The sequence below is a fragment of the Rahnella sp. P4_A8 genome (genome assembly GCF_056402435.1).
Genome location: NZ_JBFUHK010000008.1, coordinates 1 through 20494, shown reverse-complemented (window position 1 = coordinate 20494; position 20494 = coordinate 1). Strand labels below are relative to the sequence as shown.

General features: G+C 53.6%; 15 protein-coding genes and 1 riboswitch. Of the genes, 4 read left to right on the top strand and 11 right to left on the bottom strand.

What is annotated here, in order from left to right; genetic code table 11:
* Nucleotides 1-126: 126 nt before the first annotated feature.
* On the bottom strand, nucleotides 127-1773 hold the full coding sequence (gene pgi / locus AC1DUO_RS06385; RefSeq protein ID WP_013577376.1) for a glucose-6-phosphate isomerase: 1647 nt from the start codon (nucleotides 1771-1773) through the stop codon (nucleotides 127-129).
* A 228-nt stretch (nucleotides 1774-2001) separates the two neighbouring features.
* A riboswitch (Lysine riboswitch) is annotated at nucleotides 2002-2191 on the top strand.
* Nucleotides 2192-2297: 106 nt separating this feature from the next.
* On the opposite strand from pgi, the gene lysC reads away from it, so the two are divergent.
* Together lysC and panS are read left to right on the top strand one after the other, a co-directional pair.
* Nucleotides 2298-3686, top strand: a complete 1389-nt coding sequence (gene lysC / locus AC1DUO_RS06380) for a lysine-sensitive aspartokinase 3 (RefSeq protein WP_013577377.1) — start codon at nucleotides 2298-2300, stop codon at nucleotides 3684-3686.
* A 90-nt stretch (nucleotides 3687-3776) separates the two neighbouring features.
* Complete coding sequence (gene panS, locus AC1DUO_RS06375) at nucleotides 3777-4694, top strand: ketopantoate/pantoate/pantothenate transporter PanS (protein ID WP_013577378.1); 918 nt, start codon at nucleotides 3777-3779, stop codon at nucleotides 4692-4694.
* 65 nt (nucleotides 4695-4759) lie between these two features.
* On the opposite strand, the gene AC1DUO_RS06370 is transcribed toward panS, so the two are convergent.
* From AC1DUO_RS06370 to AC1DUO_RS06340, 7 genes are all read right to left on the bottom strand, one after another.
* Nucleotides 4760-6412 carry a Na/Pi cotransporter family protein gene (locus AC1DUO_RS06370; protein WP_013577379.1) on the bottom strand — a complete coding sequence of 551 codons (1653 nt, stop codon included), beginning with the start codon at nucleotides 6410-6412 and terminating at the stop codon, nucleotides 4760-4762.
* A 15-nt stretch (nucleotides 6413-6427) separates the two neighbouring features.
* Nucleotides 6428-7084, bottom strand: a complete 657-nt coding sequence (locus tag AC1DUO_RS06365) for an HAD family hydrolase (protein ID WP_477986821.1) — start codon at nucleotides 7082-7084, stop codon at nucleotides 6428-6430.
* Nucleotides 7081-8073: an ABC transporter ATP-binding protein gene (locus AC1DUO_RS06360; RefSeq protein WP_112197687.1), complete on the bottom strand. Its 993-nt coding sequence runs from the start codon at nucleotides 8071-8073 to the stop codon at nucleotides 7081-7083. Before AC1DUO_RS06360 ends, AC1DUO_RS06365 begins: the two co-directional genes overlap by 4 nt.
* 2 nt (nucleotides 8074-8075) lie before the next feature.
* Nucleotides 8076-8861 carry an ABC transporter permease gene (locus tag AC1DUO_RS06355; protein WP_013577382.1) on the bottom strand — a complete coding sequence of 262 codons (786 nt, stop codon included), beginning with the start codon at nucleotides 8859-8861 and terminating at the stop codon, nucleotides 8076-8078.
* Nucleotides 8862-8883: 22 nt separating this feature from the next.
* Nucleotides 8884-9726 carry an ABC transporter permease gene (locus tag AC1DUO_RS06350; protein ID WP_037034946.1) on the bottom strand — a complete coding sequence of 281 codons (843 nt, stop codon included), beginning with the start codon at nucleotides 9724-9726 and terminating at the stop codon, nucleotides 8884-8886.
* 26 nt (nucleotides 9727-9752) lie between these two features.
* Nucleotides 9753-10550, bottom strand: a complete 798-nt coding sequence (locus AC1DUO_RS06345; RefSeq protein WP_477986818.1) for an alkaline phosphatase family protein — start codon at nucleotides 10548-10550, stop codon at nucleotides 9753-9755.
* Nucleotides 10551-10631: 81 nt separating this feature from the next.
* On the bottom strand, nucleotides 10632-11690 hold the full coding sequence (locus tag AC1DUO_RS06340) for an ABC transporter substrate-binding protein (protein ID WP_013577385.1): 1059 nt from the start codon (nucleotides 11688-11690) through the stop codon (nucleotides 10632-10634).
* A gap of 204 nt (nucleotides 11691-11894) precedes the next feature.
* Between AC1DUO_RS06340 and AC1DUO_RS06335 the strand changes: the two genes are divergently transcribed.
* The gene (locus AC1DUO_RS06335; protein ID WP_013577386.1) at nucleotides 11895-12605 is read left to right on the top strand and encodes a UTRA domain-containing protein; all 711 of its coding nucleotides are present in this window, start codon (nucleotides 11895-11897) and stop codon (nucleotides 12603-12605) included.
* Nucleotides 12606-12754: 149 nt separating this feature from the next.
* Here AC1DUO_RS06335 and metH read toward each other — a convergent pair whose 3' ends face one another.
* On the bottom strand, nucleotides 12755-16456 hold the full coding sequence (gene metH / locus AC1DUO_RS06330; protein ID WP_477986815.1) for a methionine synthase: 3702 nt from the start codon (nucleotides 16454-16456) through the stop codon (nucleotides 12755-12757).
* A gap of 247 nt (nucleotides 16457-16703) precedes the next feature.
* On the opposite strand from metH, the gene iclR reads away from it, so the two are divergent.
* Nucleotides 16704-17546 (top strand): glyoxylate bypass operon transcriptional repressor IclR, encoded by an 843-nt coding sequence (gene iclR, locus AC1DUO_RS06325; RefSeq protein WP_013577388.1) that lies wholly within the window; start codon nucleotides 16704-16706, stop codon nucleotides 17544-17546.
* 45 nt (nucleotides 17547-17591) lie between these two features.
* Here iclR and aceK read toward each other — a convergent pair whose 3' ends face one another.
* Both aceK and aceA read right to left on the bottom strand, forming a co-directional pair.
* The gene (aceK, locus tag AC1DUO_RS06320) at nucleotides 17592-19304 is read right to left on the bottom strand and encodes a bifunctional isocitrate dehydrogenase kinase/phosphatase (RefSeq protein ID WP_112197688.1); all 1713 of its coding nucleotides are present in this window, start codon (nucleotides 19302-19304) and stop codon (nucleotides 17592-17594) included.
* Nucleotides 19305-19356: 52 nt separating this feature from the next.
* On the bottom strand, nucleotides 19357-20494 hold a 1138-nt coding region (gene aceA / locus AC1DUO_RS06315), incomplete at its 5' end, for an isocitrate lyase (RefSeq protein WP_477986812.1).

Sequence of the window (20494 nt, the reverse complement as noted above, 5' to 3'; positions counted from 1 at the left end):
GTCCCTCTAAATCATTCGGGCTGGATCCAGTCGGCAAGGGAATGAATCCCCGGGAGTATACACAAGTATGTGACCGGGGTGAGTTCACGCAGCCAACGCTGAAACAGTCTGAAGGATGACGAGGGATTAGCGCCAGTTTTTGAAGCGGTTAATTAAACCGTTCGTGGAACTGTCGTGGCCTGTCACTTCTGAGCTACCTTCCAGTTCTGGCAGGATACGGTTTGCCAGCTGTTTGCCCAGTTCTACGCCCCATTGGTCGAAGGTGTAGATGTTCAGGATCACGCCCTGGGTGAAGATTTTGTGTTCATACATTGCGATCAACGCACCCAGGCTGTAAGGCGTGATTTCACGCAGCAGGATGGAGTTGGTCGGACGGTTACCTTCGAACACTTTGAACGGCGCAACGTGTTTAACGTCTTCTGGTTTTTTACCCTGATCGGCGAATTCTTTCTCGACAACATCCAGAGATTTACCGAATGCCAGCGCTTCGGTCTGGGCGAAGAAGTTAGATAACAGTTTCGCGTGGTGATCGCTCAGCGGGTTATGGCTGATGGCCGGTGCGATGAAGTCACAAGGGATGATTTTAGTCCCCTGGTGAATCAGCTGATAGAACGCGTGCTGACCGTTAGTGCCCGGTTCGCCCCAGATGATCGGGCCAGTCTGGTAATCCACCGGGTTGCCGTTACGGTCAACGAACTTACCGTTAGATTCCATGTTGCCTTGCTGGAAGTAAGCGGCAAAACGGTGCATGTACTGGTCGTATGGCAGGATAGCTTCGGTTTCGGTGCCGTAGAAATCGTTGTACCAGATGCCGATCAGCGCCAGCAGTACCGGCAGGTTTTTCTCAGCCGGCGTATTCGCGAAGTGTTTATCCATCGCGTGCGCACCGCTCAGCAGTTGTTCGAAGTTATCGAAACCTACAGACAGCGCGATAGACAGACCGATTGCGGACCACAGAGAGTAACGGCCACCGACCCAGTCCCAGAATTCGAACATGTTGTCGGTGTCGATACCAAACTCGCTCACCGCTTTACCGTTGGTGGACAGCGCCGCGAAGTGTTTCGCCACGTGTTGGTTATCGCCAGCGGTTTTCAGGAACCAGTCACGCGCGCTGTGGGCGTTGGTCATGGTTTCCTGCGTGGTGAAGGTTTTTGATGCAACCAGGAACAGCGTGGTTTCCGGAGACAAATCTTTCAGCGTTTCAGCGATATGCGTGCCGTCAACGTTGGAGACGAAATGCATATTCAGGTGGTTTTTGTACGGACGCAGCGCTTCAGTGACCATGAACGGACCGAGGTCTGAACCGCCGATACCGATGTTCACCACGTCGGTGATGGCTTTGCCGGTATAACCTTTCCATTCGCCACCGATAACACGTTCGGTGAAGCCTTTGATTTTCGCCAGAACTGCATTCACTTCCGGCATCACATCTTTGCCGTCCACGACGATTGGCGTGTTGCTGCGGTTACGCAGTGCAACGTGCAGAACAGCACGGTCTTCGGTGCGGTTGATCTTCTCGCCAGAGAACATCGATTTGATTGCGCCCTGAAGGTCAGTCTCTTTCGCCAGCGCCTGCAGCTTATCCAGCGTCTCTGCGGTGATGCGGTTTTTGGAGAAATCGACCAGCATCTGGTCTTCAAACGTGGCAGAGAATTTGGAGAAACGATCACCATCTTCAGCAAACAGATGGCTAATCTGCACATCTTTCATCTTGTCGAAATGCTGCTGCAGGGCTTGCCAGGCAGCGGTCTGAGTTGGATTGATATTTTTCATAGCAATGCTCTTAGGCTGAGAATAAATATGAGGTAACTGTCCCGATTGTAGCCTGAAGTTCCCGGGAAGAGATGCCTTTTCTTGCGATAGGTTAGATCTGCTTAATCACAATGACAGAGAACAATATTAGATGAGAATCGCTCAAAATGTGGCGCATGCATTGCCTGACCGTTGACAGACGGGCGATAAACGGCTATTCCTAAGCGCCTAACTCGCGCGCTCGATGCGCGAGCCAGAAGAGGCGCGTCGCCCAGGCAGTGTATCGGAGGAGCCGAAATCCTACGAAGATACATCAGGGGGAGCGGCGCCGAGATCATAAGCCCACGGCAGGCAAATGATCGACTACAGGGGCTGAATCCCCTGGGTTGTCACCGGAACACCCAACAGGGTGTCGGCTAGGTGGGGCGCTTCTGGGTGTATCGTAGTATCTCTACGCCTGCTCCCGTTTCCCGCTCTTCCCTTTGTGCCAATTCTTATGGAATCGATGGCCGTCATGATATGGCGACCCGGACACGAGGTTTTACATGAATCACGCAGTATCCCGCAACGCCAGCCAGCAGCCTTTGGGCAATGTCATCGTCGCCAAATTCGGCGGTACCAGCGTGGCGGATTTCGACGCAATGAACCGCAGCGCGGATATCGTGCTGTCGCGCCCTGAAGTGCGTCTGGTTGTTCTCTCCGCCTCTGCGGGCGTCACCAATTTATTAGTTGAGCTGGCAGAAGGTAAAGAAACCGAACGCCGGGTGTTCCTGCTTGATGAAATTCGCCGCATCCAGAGCGCCATTATCGATCGCCTCGATAATCCCACCGTGATCCGCGAAGAAATCGGCCGCATGCTGGAAAATATCGCCATGCTGTCAGAAGCGGCGAGCCTTGCGACCTCTACCGCGCTGACCGACGAACTGGTGAGCCATGGCGAACTGATGTCCACCCTGCTGTTTGTTGAAATCATCCGCCAGCGCAACGTGCCAGTGGAATGGTTCGACGTACGTAAAATCATGCGTACCAACGATCGCTTTGGGCGCGCGGAGCCGGATACACAGGTATTAAGCGAGTTAACCGTTCAGCAGCTACAACCGCGCTTGCAGGACGCCCTGGTAATCACACAAGGTTTTATCGGCTCAGAAGGCAAAGGCCGCACCACGACGCTTGGCCGTGGCGGCAGCGATTACACCGCCGCATTGTTGGGTGAAGCGCTGAGCGTTTCCCGTGTGGATATCTGGACTGACGTTCCGGGGATTTATACCACCGACCCGCGTCTGGTGCCGGCGGCAAAACGTATTGACCGCATTGCGTTTGAAGAAGCCGCTGAAATGGCGACATTTGGTGCCAAAGTTCTGCATCCAGCCACTCTGCTGCCCGCGGTGCGTCGCGGTATCCCGGTGTTTGTAGGCTCGAGCAAAGACCCGTCAGGCGGCGGCACCTTAGTGTGTGATACCAGCGATAATCCGCCGTTGTTCCGTGCGATAGCCCTGCGCCGCAGACAAACGCTGGTCACGCTGCACAGCCTGAGCATGCTCCATTCACGCGGTTTCCTCGCCGAAGTGTTTGGTATTCTGGCACGCCACAGTATCTCTGTGGATCTGATCACCACATCCGAAGTCAGCGTCGCGCTGACGCTGGATACCACCGGTTCCACATCCTCAGGCGACAGCCTGCTGACCACCTCACTGCTGACAGAATTATCCTCACTGTGCCGCGTGGAAGTGGAAGAGAATCTGGCGCTGATTGCGATTATCGGCAACAAACTGTCCCAGGCCTGTGGCGTCGGCAAAGAAGTGTTCGGCGTGCTGGACCCGTTCAATATCCGCATGATTTGCTACGGCGCAAGCAGCTACAACCTGTGCTTCCTGGTGCCGGGCAACGATGCCGATCAGGTCGTTAAAACTCTACACCGCAACCTGTTCGAATAATGACGGGCGCGGTATGTGAGAAGACCGGGCCATGTGCCCGGTCTTTTTTTGTCTGTACTTTTGCAAACAACAAAGACAAGGATCACCTCAATGTTAGCCAAAATAACCCGCCTGTTCCCGTTGTGGGCCGTGCTGTTATCCGTCGCGGCCTATTACTCGCCCGGTACGTTCACGCCGATCGGCCCGCATGTTTCTACCCTGCTGATGCTGATTATGTTCGCGATGGGTGTCACTCTCGAATTCGGTGATTTCAAACGCGTGCTTTCCCGACCTGGCCCGGTTGCTGCCGCCACGTTCCTGCATTATCTGATCATGCCGCTGGCGGCGTGGGTGCTGGCAAAACTGTTCCATATGCCGGCAGATTTATCGGCGGGAATGATTCTGGTGGGCAGCGTTGCCAGCGGTACAGCCTCTAACGTGATGATTTATCTTGCGAAAGGAGATGTCGCGCTTTCCGTGACGATTTCAGCAGTTTCCACACTGGTGGGGGTTTTCGCCACGCCACTGCTGACGCGTCTGTATGTCGATACGCACATTAAAGTGGATGTGGAAGGCATGCTGTTAAGCATTTTGCAGATCGTCGTCATCCCGATTTTAGCCGGTCTGATTATTCATCATCTGTTCACGAAAACCGTGAAACGTATCGAACCGCTGCTGCCGCTTTTCTCAATGGCATGCATTGTCGCCATTATCAGCGCCGTCGTGGCGGGCAGTCAGGGCTTTATCGGTTCGGTGGGATTGATCGTGATTGTGGCGGTTATTCTGCACAACGGCATAGGCTTACTGAGCGGTTACTGGGGCGGGAAACTGTTTGGCTTTGACGAAACCACCTGCCGCACGCTGGCGATGGAAGTCGGGATGCAGAACTCAGGTTTAGCGGCGACGCTGGGGAAAATCTATTTCACCCCGCTGGCCGCACTGCCGGGCGCATTGTTCTCGGTATGGCACAATCTGTCAGGTTCTTTGCTGGCCGGTTACTGGTCCGGTAAGCCGGTCAAAAAAGACTGATTTCCAGACGAAAAAGAAGATGAAAAAGAAACGGGCGCCTTCCTCAGCGCCCGTTTTGATTCGTCCTACACCCGTTGCACATCATCATTCGGTTCGCGCTGCTCATCTTCCTGCTCATCCTGATCCAGCACGTTATAGGCCACTGCACAGAACAGTGAGTTCAGACGTTTCATATCCCCCAGCAACCCGAGGTGCAGCGAGCTGGTTTCGATACTCTGCACATTATGCTGATGCAGGCGATCGACGTGCGCATGCGCATAACGGCGGTCGAGAATGCGGAAACGGTGTTTGGAGCGGCGCAGACGGCGCGCACTGGTCAGATCGTTCGACAGGAAAACGCCCAGACTCAGGCGCAGGTTATCCTGCAATTTCTCATGTAAGGCATCCAGCTCCACCAGTCCTTCCGGCGAGAACGCGCGTCGGGTAGCGTGGGATTTGGCGGTGATATCGCCGGTCATGCGCTCGATAATGTCACCGGCCTGTTCGAGGTTCAGCGCCATTTCGATGATTTCAGCCCAGCGGCGGGAATCATCTTCGCCAAGTCCTTCCTTGTTGATTTGCGCCAGATACAGTTTGATGGCGGTATAGAGCACATCAACGTCATCGTCGAGACGCCGCACTTCGCGATCCTGCGCCAGTTTACCGTGCATCACTTCCCGGTTGAGGATCAGCATATGTTCGACCACGTCGCCCATGCGCAAGGTTTCACGGGCGGCATTGGCCAGCGCCAGCGTCGGGGTATCAATTGCGCTGACATCCAGATGGCGCGGACGCAGACGGGGATCATCTTCAGGCACATCGGCAATCATCATCTCGCAAACCTTCGCCATCGGCGCCGTCAGCGGCACCATCGCCAGACAACGGATCAGGTTGTAGAACATGTGGAAGTAGATCACCAGTTCTTCATCCGGAATGCCAAGCCGCGCCAGTTGCGTCGACAACAGTCCGACAAACGGCAGCACAATCACCAAACCAATCAGTTTAAACAGCGTACTGCCGAGCGCCACGCGGCGACCGGCGGCATTCATTTTACTGGCGTTAATCATCGCCAGCAGCCCGCTGCCGAGGTTGGCACCGATGACCAGACAAAGTGACACTTTAAGCGAAATCACGCCGGTCGCGGCAAGGGTTGCCGTCAGCAACACCGCCGCCAGACTGGAATAACTGATGATGGCAAACACTGCGCCGGTCAGGGCATCGAGCAGCACATCACCGGTCAGGGACGAGAATAAAACTTTAACGCCGGAGGCCTGCATGATCGGCGTCGCGGCGCCCACAATCAGCTCCAGCGCCAGTAAAATCAGCCCCAGCCCGATACCGACACGACCCATTTGCCCCGCGCGGGTCTGTTTACGGCTGAGGAAGAACGCGACACCGACGAAAATCAGCAGCGGAGAAAGCCAGGAGAGATCGAAGGTCAGGATACGCGCCATCACGGCGGTCCCGACATCTGCACCGAGAATAATCACCAGTGCCGGAGCCAGGGCTACCAGCCCCTGCGATACAAACGACGTGACCAGCAGCGCGGTAGCATTACTGCTTTGCACCAGCGCAGTAACGCCAATGCCCGCCACAAACGCCAGCGGTTTTTTCTCGACACTGTTACTCAGAACACGGCGCAGATTGGCGCCAAAGACACGCATGATGCCGGTACGCACGATGTGCGTACCCCATACGAGCAGAGAAATAGCAGACAACAAATGCAAAAGGGTTAACACGAAAGAACAGCTCCATTAACGCCAGGCATAGACCGGCCATCCTGYCTGCCGGGCGTGCTGGAGCAGGATAGCGTCTGGATTCACCGCCACCGGCTGGCCCACGCGGGTCAGCAACGGCAGATCATTATGGGAATCAGAATAAAAACTGGCTGATTGCAAAAGGGATGCGTCCTGATTGATGAGCTCCAGCAACCGCGAGACTTTTCCCTCGCGATAGGTCATCGTCCCTCGTGTGGCGCCGGTAAAACGCCCGTCTTTCATTTCAACACCAATCGCCAGCGTTTCATCAACACCGAGAAAACGGGCAATCGGCTGCACCAGATGTTCACCGGACGCGGAAATAATTACCGTCCGGTCGCCCTGTGCACGGTGAGCAGCCAGACACTCACGCGCCTGCGTGTAAACACGCGGGGCAATCACATCCTGAATATAATTCGCGACCATCGCCGCGACATCACGTTGACTGCGGCCGGACAGCGGCACCAAAGTACAACGCATGTACTCCTGCATATCCATCTGACCGATAGCATATTGCTGCATCAGCGCGGCATCTTGTTGCAGAAAAGCCTGCTCATCGGCCACCCAGCCATTTGCCACCATGTAGGCTGACCACAAACTCGAACAGTCGCCGCTAATCAGGGTTTCATCGAGATCAAACAGCGCCAGTTTCATGCAACTTCCCGTAACGTAACAAGATCTAACTGTAGACCAATATCGCTGCCATCGGCGCGAAGTGAGGCCACAGAACGGTTTAAGACATCCACAGAAAGCTCAACTCCGTGTGCTAAAACGCGATAACGCACGACGTTGCCAAGCAGACTGTGGCTGATAATTTTAGCCGGAATACCTTCAATCAGCTCGCATATTGTGACCGACTCCGGACGGATGGCGACACGGCTCGTGTAAGTTATGCCGGTCAGCGCCATCGCCTGTTCAGGGCTTAGCAGGTTGTAGCTGCCGATAAAGCCCGCAGCAAACGCATCCACCGGTTCAGTATACAGGGTTTCGGCATCGGCATTTTGGACGATTTGCCCTTTGTTCATCAGCACAATCCGGTCGGACATGGTCAGCGCTTCTTCCTGATCGTGGGTCACGAAAATCGCCGTCAGATTCATTTCACGCTGAATACGGCGGATTTGCTCACGCAGATGCTTACGGATACGGGCATCGAGCGCGGAAAGGGGTTCGTCGAGCAGCAACAGGCGCGGCTGCGTAACCAGTGAACGCGCCAGTGCCACACGCTGACACTGACCACCGGAAAGCTGATGCGGATAACGTTTTGCGTAATCGTTCATTTCCACCAGTTCCAGTACTTCACCGACGCGCCGGTGCAGCTCTGAAGCCGGTATCTTTTGCATTTTCAGGCCGAACGCGACATTGGCTTCCACCGTCATATTAGGAAACAGCGCATAGCTCTGGAAGACCATGCCGATGCCGCGCTGTTGTGGCGGCAGCGGCACAATATCCTGCCCCTGAATCAGAATTTTTCCGCTGTCGACGGAAGTCAGACCGGCCAGACAGCGCAGCAGCGTGGATTTTCCGCAGCCGCTTGGCCCCAGCAGTGTGACGAATTCTCCCTCTTCTGCTGAGAAATCGATGTTGTTGAAAATCTGCGTCGGACCGTAAGACTTGTTGAGTTGAGTAACCTGCAAATACGACATAATCAGCTCTTTCCTTTGTTCAGCATGTTCGCCACCCAGGTGAAAATCAGGACGACCATGAAATAGGAGATGACCAATGCGCTGGTAAAATGGCCGCTGCCATTACGCATGTTATAGAGGTAAACCTGAACCGTTTCATAACGGCTGCCCGCCAGCAGATTGGCGAACACAAACTCCCCGATCAGGAAGGAAAACGACAGCAGGACGGCAATCATTCCGCCTTTGCGTAAGTTAGGCAAAACCACCAGCAGCGCCGCTTTCCAGGTGCTGGCACCGAGCAGATGTGCAGCATCCATCAGGTCACGCAGGTTGATCGCCTGCATGTTGTTAGAAATAGCACGATAGATAAACGGCAGCGCGATGGTGAAGTAACAGCCAATCAGGATCCACGGCGTACCGGTGAGCGCCAGCGGTTCAGCGGAATAGAGTTGCATCAGGCCCACCGATGACACCACCGGCGGCACGGCGAACGGCAGCAGGATCAGGATGTTCATCAGTGCATCGAGCTTAGGGAAATAGTAAGCAATCACAAACATTAGGGGCAGGATCAGCACCAGCGACAGAAAAAGTGTGCCGAAACACACCAGCAGCGAATGCCAGAGCGCAATCAGGAAGCGCGGATCGCTCCACAGTTCCACCAGCCATTTCAGCGTAAAGCCGCTCGGTAAAATGGTCGCCCCCCATTCCAGCACCAGCGCATAGACCAGCGTCGCCAGCAGCGGCAACATCAGGACAATCAGTAAAATCCAGATCACCACACGGTGGTAAATTGCTTCAGACCGCGACATCTTACGTTCCTTTTTCTGCCCGTCAGCTGCGCTGACTGAGATAACTTTTACGCAATAACCACTGATGGATCAGCGTGATAAAGGCCATCAGCACCACCAGCAACATCGCCAGCGCGCTGCCCATATTCGGATCGAGAGAAATATCCCCCGAGACCAACGCCGCGATACGCACCGGCACCACGTTAAAGTTACCGGTGGTCAGCGCATACACCGTGGCATACGCGCCAAGGGCATTGGCGAGCAAAATAACGAAGGTGCCGAGCAAGGCCGGGAACAGTACCGGAATACCGATATGACGCCAGTAACGCCAGCGTCCCGCGCCCAGCAAGGCCGCTGACTCGCGCCAGTCCTCCCGTAACGCATCAAATGCCGGATACATCAGCAACACGCCGAGCGGGATCTGGAAATAGGTATAGAGCACAATCAGGCCATCTTTTGAATAGAGGTCGAAGTGTTCCATCAGGCCATATTTTTTCAGCAGCAGCGTCAGACAACCATTCAGGCCAAGCAGGATAACGAAGGCGAAGGCCAGCGGTACGCCCGCAAAGTTGCTGGTCATGTTAGTAAACGACATCACAAAGTCGTGCAGCTTTGTCGGGCCAAGCTGGCGAAGTGAGTAACTACCCACTAACGCAATAAGCAAACCGTATAAACTCGACCAGATGGAAATATCCAGTGAGAAACGCATAGCCTGTAAATAGAACGGTGATGTCAGAATGTCGGTGTAATTGCCCAGTCCCCAGGCTTCATAGGTTTCGCTGTAAAAGCTGCTCACCGCAATCCATGTCAGCGGCGCCAGCTGAAAAGCGATGAAAAACACCAGAAACGGCAGCATAAACAACGCCGCAATCCACTTAGCTTTCATCGGGTATCCTCTAAAAGTGACGGGATTCAGGCCAGTAATGCCGCGCAATGTGGCTTGTCGTGGGCAATATTGAGGATCTGACAAACAGTTCCGCATAACTCCGTCTGCAACGGTGCGGCCTCTTTGAAGCTGAACGCACTGCCGAAGACGAACAGCGGCACCTGACGCTCCTCCGGCAAAATACCGCCGTGGCTGCGGTCATCATTCATACCGTGATCCGCAGTCACGATCACCTGATAACCGGCGTCCAGCCAGTCGCCCAGATAGCGCGACAGGATGCCGTCTGCGGTCCGTGCTTTGTTGCGGTATTGGGGCGTCGACAGGCCAAATTTATGCCCGGCATCATCAATGTTCATCGGGTGGATCAGCAGGAAGTCGGGATCATGACGACGACGCAGGCTTTCGGCGTCATCGAACAGATGCGAATCAGGGTAACTATCATCGTAATAAAAATGGCCGTGCTGGATAGTCAGCGAGTCATCGCTGGTGTGGCGGTCACGCGGCGGGTCAAACGGCGTGCGGTTATACAGCTCGCTGACCCAGTGATAAGCCGCAGCAGCCGTCGTCAGGCCAGCGTCGCGGGCATAGTGGAAAATACTACGTTGAGTCGATAACCGGTCAACGTGGTTGTGAACAATGCCACTCACCACCGGCGTGATAYCGGTGAGAATGCATTCATAAAGTGGCCGGGACAGCGAAGGCAATTCGCATTCCAGTTGATACAAGCGGCCGCGTCCTGCGGCACACTGGGCTTGCAGATAACCCATTGCGTCGCGGCCGACCTGATAATTCAGCCCGTCGAGTACTACCAGAATGCTCTTCATACCATGTATACCTTTCATTTCTTACAGGTGTTGTTATTAACCAATGCTTTCGCTGTCCGGTTTTTCTTATTTTTTAATCAATTACTGCTGCATGTTGATCATGACGTTTTCCTGCCACAGACGCGGCAAGGTTTTCGCGCTCTTATCCCAGGCAGCCGGATCTGCAATCGGGTGCGCATTTTTGTATTCGCTGGAAGGCAGCAGTTTGGCTTTTGCATCGTCTGGCAGCGTGATGTGATCGGCACGGATTGGACGGGCATAGCCTTGTGCCAGATTGATCTGACCGGCATCAGAGAAGATGTATTCACGCGCCAGTTTGGCGGCGTTCGGATGTTTGGCGAATTTGTTGATGATCGTGGTGTAACCGGACGTGATAGTGCCATCAGATGGGATCACCACGTCGAAGCGGGTTTTGTCGATTTTGTCGCGATAGCTCAGACCGTTGAAGTCCCAGACTACGCCAACCTGCACTTCACCTTTTTCCAGAGACGCGATGACCGGGTTAGTCAGGCTCAGACGCCCTGCTTTCGCCAGTTTGCCAAAATATTCCAGACCTGGTTTCAGGTCCTTTTCATTGCCGCCCATCGCGTAAGTTGCCGCCAGCACGCCATTTGCGGCCTGCGCTGCGGTGCTCACGTCACCGATAGTCACTTTGTATTTGCTGTTTAGCAGATCAGCCCAGCTGTGTGGCTCATCTTTAACCTGCGATTTATCAATGATGAAGGCGATAGTGCCGGTATAAGCAAGTGCCCACATACCCTCTTTATCTTTTGCCCAGTCTGGTACCTGATCCCAGGTGGTCGGTTTATAGGGCTGAGTCACGCCTTTTTGCACGGCAACGGGTCCAAAAGCTGCACCCACGTCGCCAATATCAGCACTGGCATTGTCTTTTTCTGCCAGGAATTTCGCGATCTCCTGTGCCGAACTCATATCGGTATCGCTGTGTTTCAGGCCATACTTGGTGCTCAGATCACTCCAGGTTCCTTTCCAGTTCGCCCAGTCATCAGGCATACCGACACTGTTTACCGTTCCTTCGGCTTGTGCCGCTTTCAGGAGTGCAGCAGGAGGTTCAGCGGCAAATGCCGATGAAGCGGAGAGGACAAGCGCGCTGGTTAACACAGAAGCGAACAACTGTTTCATAACGTATGCTCCGGATGGTAGTGTGTGTGAAGTGCTGGTCTAGTCCAGCAAGAACCAAGCCAATCTAACGCTCAATTGTGATAATTATATGTCAGTGCGAAAAAGCAGCAGTTTTAAGCTTATCGCTGTTAACAAGCGCACATTATTTACATGATGAAAGTTCAGATTGGTGCAAAAACGCACTGAAATGAGGCTTGCTGACCGATGAGTGAATCGCAGACTACCCTTGCCGTTATCTGCAAGGCATTAAGCGAAAGTATTGCGGCCGGGGCATTTTCTGCCGAGGGAAGGCTGCCTTCTGAGCGCACGTTGAGTGAACAGTTTTCCACTACCCGTATTACATTACGGGAAGCATTGAGCCAGCTTGAGGCCCAGGGTCTGATTTACCGGGAAGTACGCCGGGGCTGGTTTGTTTCCCCGCCACGCATTGTCTACAACCCGCTGCAAAGAAGTCACTTTCACGCAATGGCGAAAGATCAGGGGCGCAGCGCAAAGACCACAGTGATTGATGCGAAGCACTGTATTGCCAGCGATACGGTGTGTCAGAAGTTATTGTTGCCGTCAGAGAGTGAGGTCATTTGCATCCGGCGGTTGCGTTATATCGATAACCGCCCGGTTTTGTACGTCGAGCACTATCTTAATCCTCTGTATTTTCAGGGCATTCTTGACGCGGATCTCACGACATCGCTGACTGATTTGTACGCATCCCGCTATGACATCCATTACGGACGCGTGCGTTTCGACATGGTGCCGACATTGCTGCCTGAAGAGGCGTCACATGCGCTGAAAGTGGCTCCCGGCAGTCCGGCGCTGTTTATTACGCGTATTAACCGCGACCAGCACGACCGGGTTATCGACTGCGATTTAGAATACTGGCGCTATGACGCGCTGCACATTGATGTGGAAGTGAGTTGATTTAAGTGGAAAAAAACACCGATGGGATACCCTAAATCATTCGAGATGAATTAAGGCGGCAACTGAATGAACCCCAGGAGCTTACTGAAGTAAGTGACTGGGGTTCGTGATGGCAGCCAATGCAGAGTCAACTTGAAGGATGACGGGTATTAGTCGGCGTCGTAACCTAAGTTCGGCGCCAGCCAGCGCTCCACTTCGGCGACCGGCATATTTTTACGTGCCGCGTAATCTTCGACCTGATCACGCTGGATTTGTGCCACGGCGAAGTATTTGCTGTCAGGGTGGCTGAAATACCAGCCTGACACCGCAGCACCCGGCCACATCGCAAAGGATTCGGTCAGTTGCATACCGGTATTGGCTTCCACATCCAGCAGCTTCCAGATTTGCCCCTTTTCAGTGTGTTCAGGACAGGCCGGGTAACCGGGCGCCGGACGTATTCCCTGATAATTCTCGCGGATCAACTCTTCGTTGCTCAGATTCTCGTTGGCGGCAAAACCCCAATACACCTTGCGCACTTTCTCATGCAGGTATTCCGCAAACGCTTCTGCCAGACGGTCAGCCAGCGCCTTGATCATGATTTTATTGTAATCATCATGCTGTTTGTCATACGCCTCGGCCAGCGCATCCTCCTCCAGCCCGCCGGTTACAGCAAATGCCCCCATGTAATCTTTCTTGCCGCTGGATTTCGGTGCGACAAAGTCAGCCAGGCAATAGTTGGCGAAATCGGTTTTTTCCGTTTGCTGACGCAGATGATGGCTGACCACCAGCACGTCTTCGCGGCGTTCATCGCTGTAGATTTCGATGTCATCGCCTTTGCGGTTTGCCGGGAAGAGACCGACGACGCCGCGTGGGTTGAGCAATTTCTCAGCGCAAAGTTTATCGAGCAGGTCATTGGCATCTTTGAACAGGCGTTTCGCTTCTTCGCCGACAACTTCATCTTCAAGAATGCGCGGATATTTACCTGCCAGCGACCAGGTCATGAAGAACGGCGTCCAGTCGATGTAATTGCGCAGTGTTTCAATGCTGGCTTCGACTTTCTGGATGCCCAGACGATGGACCACCGGTGGCGTGTAAGCTTCCCAATCGATAAAAGTAGCGTTGTCGCGGGCCACTTCAAGACTCACTGGCGGCGTGCGCGGCTTTTTACGACCATGCTGGATACGTACAGTGTCGTACTCTTTACGTGTACGTTCGATAAACGCGTCCCGCTGATCTTTTGACAGCAACGCAGACACCACGCCGACAGAACGCGAGGCGTTTTGCACGTAGCAGGTCACACCACTGTAATTTTTTTCGATTTTCACCGCAGTGTGCGCTTTCGATGTGGTTGCGCCGCCAATCAGCAACGGCATGGTAAAACCACGCCGCTCCATTTCTTTCGCGACGTTGACCATTTCATCGAGTGACGGCGTAATCAGCCCGGAAAGCCCGATGATATCGACGTTTTCTTCGATGGCGGTTTTCAGGATTTTGTCCGTCGGCACCATTACACCGAGATCGATAATCTCGTAGTTATTACATTGCAGCACCACGCCAACGATGTTTTTACCGATGTCATGGACATCGCCTTTGACCGTGGCCAGCAGGATTTTGCCGTTGGTCTGGCCCTTTTCCTTGCTGGCTTCAATGTATGGCTCCAGATAGGCCACAGCCTGTTTCATCACGCGCGCGGATTTCACCACTTGCGGCAGGAACATTTTACCGGCACCAAACAGGTCGCCGACGACGTTCATACCGTCCATCAGCGGGCCTTCGATCACTTCGATAGGACGCGCGGCCAGCTGACGGCACTCTTCGGTATCCAGTTCGATAAATTCGGTAATGCCTTTCACCAGCGAGTATTCGAGGCGTTTTTTCACGTCCCAACTGCGCCATTCCGCCTGCTGCTTATTCGCTTCTCCATCGTCCTTGCTGCCACGGTATTTTTCAGCCAGTTCAAGCAGGCGCTCAGTACCATCATCGCGGCGGTTGAGGATCACATCTTCGACGGCGTCGCGCAGTTCAGCCGGTAAATCATCATAAATCGCCAACTGACCGGCGTTGACGATGCCCATATCCATACCGTTGCGGATGGCGTGATACAGGAAGACGGCGTGAATGGCTTCACGTACCGGTTCGTTACCACGGAAAGAGAATGAAACATTGGAAACACCGCCGGAAATCAGCGCATGCGGCAGTTGTGCTTTGATATCGGCGCAGGCTTCGATGAAATCGACGGCGTAGTTGTTGTGTTCGTCAATGCCGGTCGCCACCGCAAAGATATTCGGGTCAAAAATGATGTCTTCCGGCGGGAAGCCGACTTTTTCAGTCAACAGCTTGTAGGCACGGCGGCAGATTTCAATTTTGCGGGCGCGGGTATCCGCCTGCCCGGTTTCATCGAATGCCATGACCACAACGGCCGCGCCGTACCGGCGTACCATACGGGCGTGGTGCAGGAAGGCTTCTTCGCCTTCTTTCATGGAAATGGAGTTAACAATCCCCTTGCCCTGAATGCATTTCAGGCCTTTTTCGATAACATCCCATTTGGAGGAATCGATCATGATCGGCACACGGGCGATATCCGGTTCACCGGCAATCAGGCTGAGGAAACGCACCATTGCCGCTTCGGCKTCGAGCATCCCTTCATCCATGTTGATATCGATGATTTGCGCGCCACTTTCTACCTGCTGACGGGCTACCGCCAGCGCTTCCGCATACTTTTCTTCTTTAATCAGTCGCTTGAAACGAGCAGAACCGGTCACATTAGTACGTTCACCGACGTTCACAAACAGCGTCTGTGGATCGATGGTCAGCGGTTCCAGCCCTGCCAGACGACAGGCAACAGGAATGGTCGGTAAAGCGCGGGGCGGTACGCCTTCCACGGCTTTCACCATCGCCGCGATATGCGCAGGCGTGGTACCACAGCAGCCACCGACAATGTTCAGAAAGCCCGAGCGTGCCCATTCGGCAATATGCTCAGCCATTTCTTTGGCTTCGAGATCGTATTCACCGAAAGCATTAGGTAAACCGGCGTTCGGGTGCGCGGTAACATAACATTCTGCAATACGAGATAACTCAGCGACATACTGACGTAACTCATCCGGCCCCAGCGCGCAGTTAAGGCCAAAGGTGAGCGGTTTAACGTGACGCAGCGAGTTATAAAAAGCTTCGGTTGTCTGGCCAGATAAGGTGCGGCCGGAAGCATCAGTAATCGTGCCGGAAACCATGACAGGCAATACGATGCCCATTGCTTCGAATTCACTTTCTACTGCGAACGTCGCGGCTTTGGCGTTGAGAGTGTCAAATACGGTTTCGATCATGATCAGATCGGCACCGCCTTCGATCAGTGCCCGGGTGGATTCGCGGTAGGCTTCAACCAGCTGATCGAAAGATACGTTACGAAATGCGGGATCGTTAACATCCGGGGAAATCGACGCCGTCCGGTTGGTCGGGCCTAAAACCCCGGCAACATAACGCGGTTTATCCGGCGTACGGGCGGTCCACGCATCGGCACATTGACGCGCCAGCCGCGCAGCTTCATAGTTAATTTCAGCCGACAGCGATTCCATATGGTAGTCAGCCATTGCAATCGTGGTGGAGTTGAAGGTGTTGGTTTCGAGGATATCTGCACCAGCAGCAAGATAACCGTTATGGATCTCGACGATCACGTCGGGTTTGGAGAGCACCAGAAGATCATTATTGCCTTTAAGATCGCTTTCCCAGTCAGCAAAACGCTCACCACGGTAATCTTCTTCTTCCAGACGATAGCTTTGGATCATGGTGCCCATGCCGCCATCCAGAACCAAAATGCGCTGTGCCAGCTGCTTATGTAGCGCCTCAACTCGATTAGTCACTTTCACCTCATCACCCATCACGCACACCCGGCAAATTGTTCATTCATGCGCCGGAAATCATGGTCAACATCCTAGCATACCTTCCTCAGCCAAAAGCCCGCACCGACGTGAGACTTTTTCAATTCGGGAAGACATCCCGCAAACGCAGTGCAACACATCGGATGAGCGTAAAGGCAGGTTGCGATCCATACTGTAAAAACGAAAACCAATTCCAAAAATGATTTTTCTTCGCCAGCTTTTGGCACATCTTACAAGGAACAGGCTCATGGCAACGTCCGTAACGGCTCCGGCCAAACGTGCTAAGAAAACCAAAGCCGCGGCTGTAACCGGCAGCGCCGCGACCGGGCAGGTACAGTCCCTGACACGTGGCCTTAAGTTGCTGGAATATATCGCTGAAGCCCAGGGCAGCGTGGCACTGACCGATCTCGCCCAGCAGGCGGGTTTACCCAATTCCACCACCCACCGCCTTCTGACCACCATGCAACAGCAGGGATTTGTCCGTCAGGTCGGCGATTTGGGCCTGTGGACCATTGGCTCACATGCTTTTATCGTAGGAAGCAGTTTCCTGCAAAGCCGGAATTTACTGGCAATGGTGCATCCGATGTTACGCCGCCTGATGGAAGAATCCGGCGAAACGGTGAATCTGGCGGTGCTGGATCACAGTGATTATCAGGCGATCATCATCGATCAGGTGCAGTGCAATGCCCTGATGAGGATGTCAGCGCCGATTGGTGGCAAATTACCGATGCATGCGTCGGGTGCCGGTAAAGCATTTCTTTCGACGTTGCCGGAAGAGCGTCTGGCAAAACTGCTGCATAAAATAGGCCTGCACAGCTATACGCCCCTGACAAAAACGTCTCCTGTGAATCTGAAGCAGGAGTTGGCGGATACCCGTAAACGCGGCTATGCCTTTGATGATGAAGAGCATGCGCTCGGACTGCGTTGTGTGGCAACCTGCATTTACGACGAACACAACGATGCCTATGCGGCGATTTCAATCTCGGGCCCGGTTTCACGAATCACCGATGACCGCGTGACGGAACTGGGTGCACTGGTGATTCATGCGGCGAAAGAAATCACGCAGGCCTACGGCGGTGGAAAACACTGAGAAAGATGCTGAAATCCCACCATTATCCGGGAGGATTTCAGCAAATTAACGCTGGCTAAAACGCCGGGAACGACGATACGCAAAAACATCTTCGACGTGCCCTTCACGGATACGCTGTTGCAAACCGCGCCAGTAACCGGCGCTAAACAAATCGTCGTGTAGCGTTTCAAAGATTTGACCAAGGCGTTTGTCGCTGCAAAGGAAATGCCGGAATTCTTCCGGGAAAACATCGCCCGGAGCAATGCTGTACCAGGGTTCGCTGGCCAGTTCATCCTCCGGGTAACGGGGTGCGGGAATATCGCGAAAATTAACTTCAGTCATGTAGCAGATTTCATCGTAGTCATAAAACACCACACGACCATGACGGGTCACGCCAAAATTCTTAAACAACATGTCGCCGGGGAAGATATTCGCCGCAGCCAGTTGTTTGATCGCATTGCCGTATTCTTCAATCACGTCATGAAGCTGCGTATCGCTGGCCTGTTCCAGATATAAATTCAGCGGCGTCATACGCCGTTCAATGTACAGATGCCGGAGCGCAATGCTGTCCCCCAGATCTTCTATCTTGGCAGGTACTTCGCGCTGTAGTTCAGCCATCAGTTCAGGGCTGATGTTATTCTTTGGCAGAACAAAGTGCTCAAATTCCTGGGTATCGGCCATCCGCCCGACGCGGTCATGCTCTTTCACCAACTGATAGCAGGCTTTGACCTGTGCCTCAGTCACTTCTTTCTGCGGCGCAAAATTATCTTTTATCACCTTGAACACGCGGTCACTGCCAGGCAGGGTAAATACCAGCATGACCATGCCTTTGACCCCCGGCGCAATAATAAAAGACTCGTCGGTTTGCGCTATAAAGTGCAAATGCTCACGGTAACATTCTGTTTTTGCGTGTTTTTGACAACCGATAGCGCTGTACAGCTCAGCCGTGGTTTTGGCCGGTAAAATCTCACGTAACCATTCAACCAGCGCACCGGGCTGCGGGGCATACACCATAAAATATGAGCGGGCAAAGCCAAAGACTATGCTGGCATCGTTGCTTTCCGTCAGACAGGCATCAACAAATAACTCATTCTGATGACTAAGATGCACCGGCAATAACAGCGGGAATATCTGTGAAGCACATCTGATTTTGCCGATTATCCACGCGGCTTTATTGCGATAAAAAATCTCGGTAGCGATCTCAATATCAGCATCCGCAAGCCACTCTGCGGGGAAGCGTTGCTTTAATGCAGTGGCAATATAATCCACATCACGGTTCGCATCCTCCCACGGTAAGCGCACCGGCAGGTCATCAAGGACTTTTACCAGCGTGGCAAAGAAATTACCCTGAACCGGGTAGAGGCGTGACAAAGGACGGGCACAATGTTGCTGACGCCGGGAGGACTGCTCACTGAAAATAAAAAGTTTGTCCGCTGTCAGATCGCGATGTTTGAAAATCCGGCAATAGACTGAATTAAAAAAGCTTTCAGCGATTTCAGCCCTCGGATAATCAGGCAGTAATCCGGAGTAACATTCCTTTATGCGGATCAGAAACGCGGCATCATAAAAACGCTGGCCGGTAATGCATTTGAGCTGGGCGACAACCAGACCGACATGGTGGTCATACAAATGGATACGTTGCTTCATCGCTGCCTGTACCGCTGACCAGTCGGCATTTTCAAAGCGCTGCTGCGCCCCCGATGTCACTTCGAGAAAGCGGCCGTACTGGGCGTCGAACCCCTGTAAAATAGTCTGCGCAATCAACAGCTCTATACGCATAGTGGCGACTCCCTGAGGAAAGAGACCCGGCTTTCACCAGGTCTGATGAGCATCAGTGTGACGTCGGAGAAAACTGCTGTTCTTCGGTAGAGCCGGTGAGTGCGGTGACCGAGGAGCGACCGCCCTGAATAATGGTGGTGACTTTGTCGAAATAGCCGGTTCCGACTTCCTGCTGATGAGAAGCAAAGGTATAGCCGCGATCTATGGCCGCAAATTCCGGCTCCTGCACTTTATCCACGTAGTGCTTCATCCCCTCGCCCTGTGCATAAGCATGGGCAAGATCGAACATGTTGAACCACATGCTGTGAATGCCCGCCAGCGTAATGAACTGATACTGGTAACCCATCGCGGCCAACTGGTCCTGGAAACTGGCGATGGTTTTATCGTCGAGATTCTTCTTCCAGTTAAACGATGGCGAACAGTTATAGGCCAGCAATTTGCCCGGGAATTTAGCGTGGATGGCCTCAGCAAAACGCTGAGCCAGTTTCAGATCAGGCGTCGATGTCTCGCACCACACTACGTCGGCATAAGGTGCGTACGCCAGACCGCGACTGATGGCCTGCTCAATACCGGCGTTCGTCCGGTAGAAACCTTCATGTGTTCTTTCGCCGGTAATAAACTGGCTGTCATACGGGTCGCAGTCCGACGTCAGTAAATCTGCCGCATCGGCATCGGTACGTGCCACCAATAACGTCGGCACACCAAGAACATCGGCGGCAAGACGCGCGGAAATCAGCTTCTGTACGGCTTCCTGTGTCGGCACCAGAACTTTGCCGCCCATATGCCCGCACTTCTTCACCGCAGCAAGCTGATCTTCAAAATGAACGGCGGCAGCACCGGCTTCAATCATGGATTTCATCAGTTCAAAGGCATTGAGTACGCCACCAAAACCGGCTTCAGCGTCCGCCACAATCGGCAGGAAATAGTCGGTATAGCCAGGCTGCCCGGGCTCAATGTTATTGGCCCACTGGATCTGATCAGCGCGACGAAAAGTGTTGTTAATCCGCGCCACAACTTCAGGCACCGAATTCACAGGATACAAAGACTGGTCGGGATACATACTGGAAGCCGTATTGGCATCCGCGGCAACTTGCCATCCCGAGAGATAAATGGCTTCGATACCCGCTTTTGCCTGTTGTAAGGCCTGGCCACCTGTCAGCGCGCCGAGGCAATTCACATACCCTTTACGC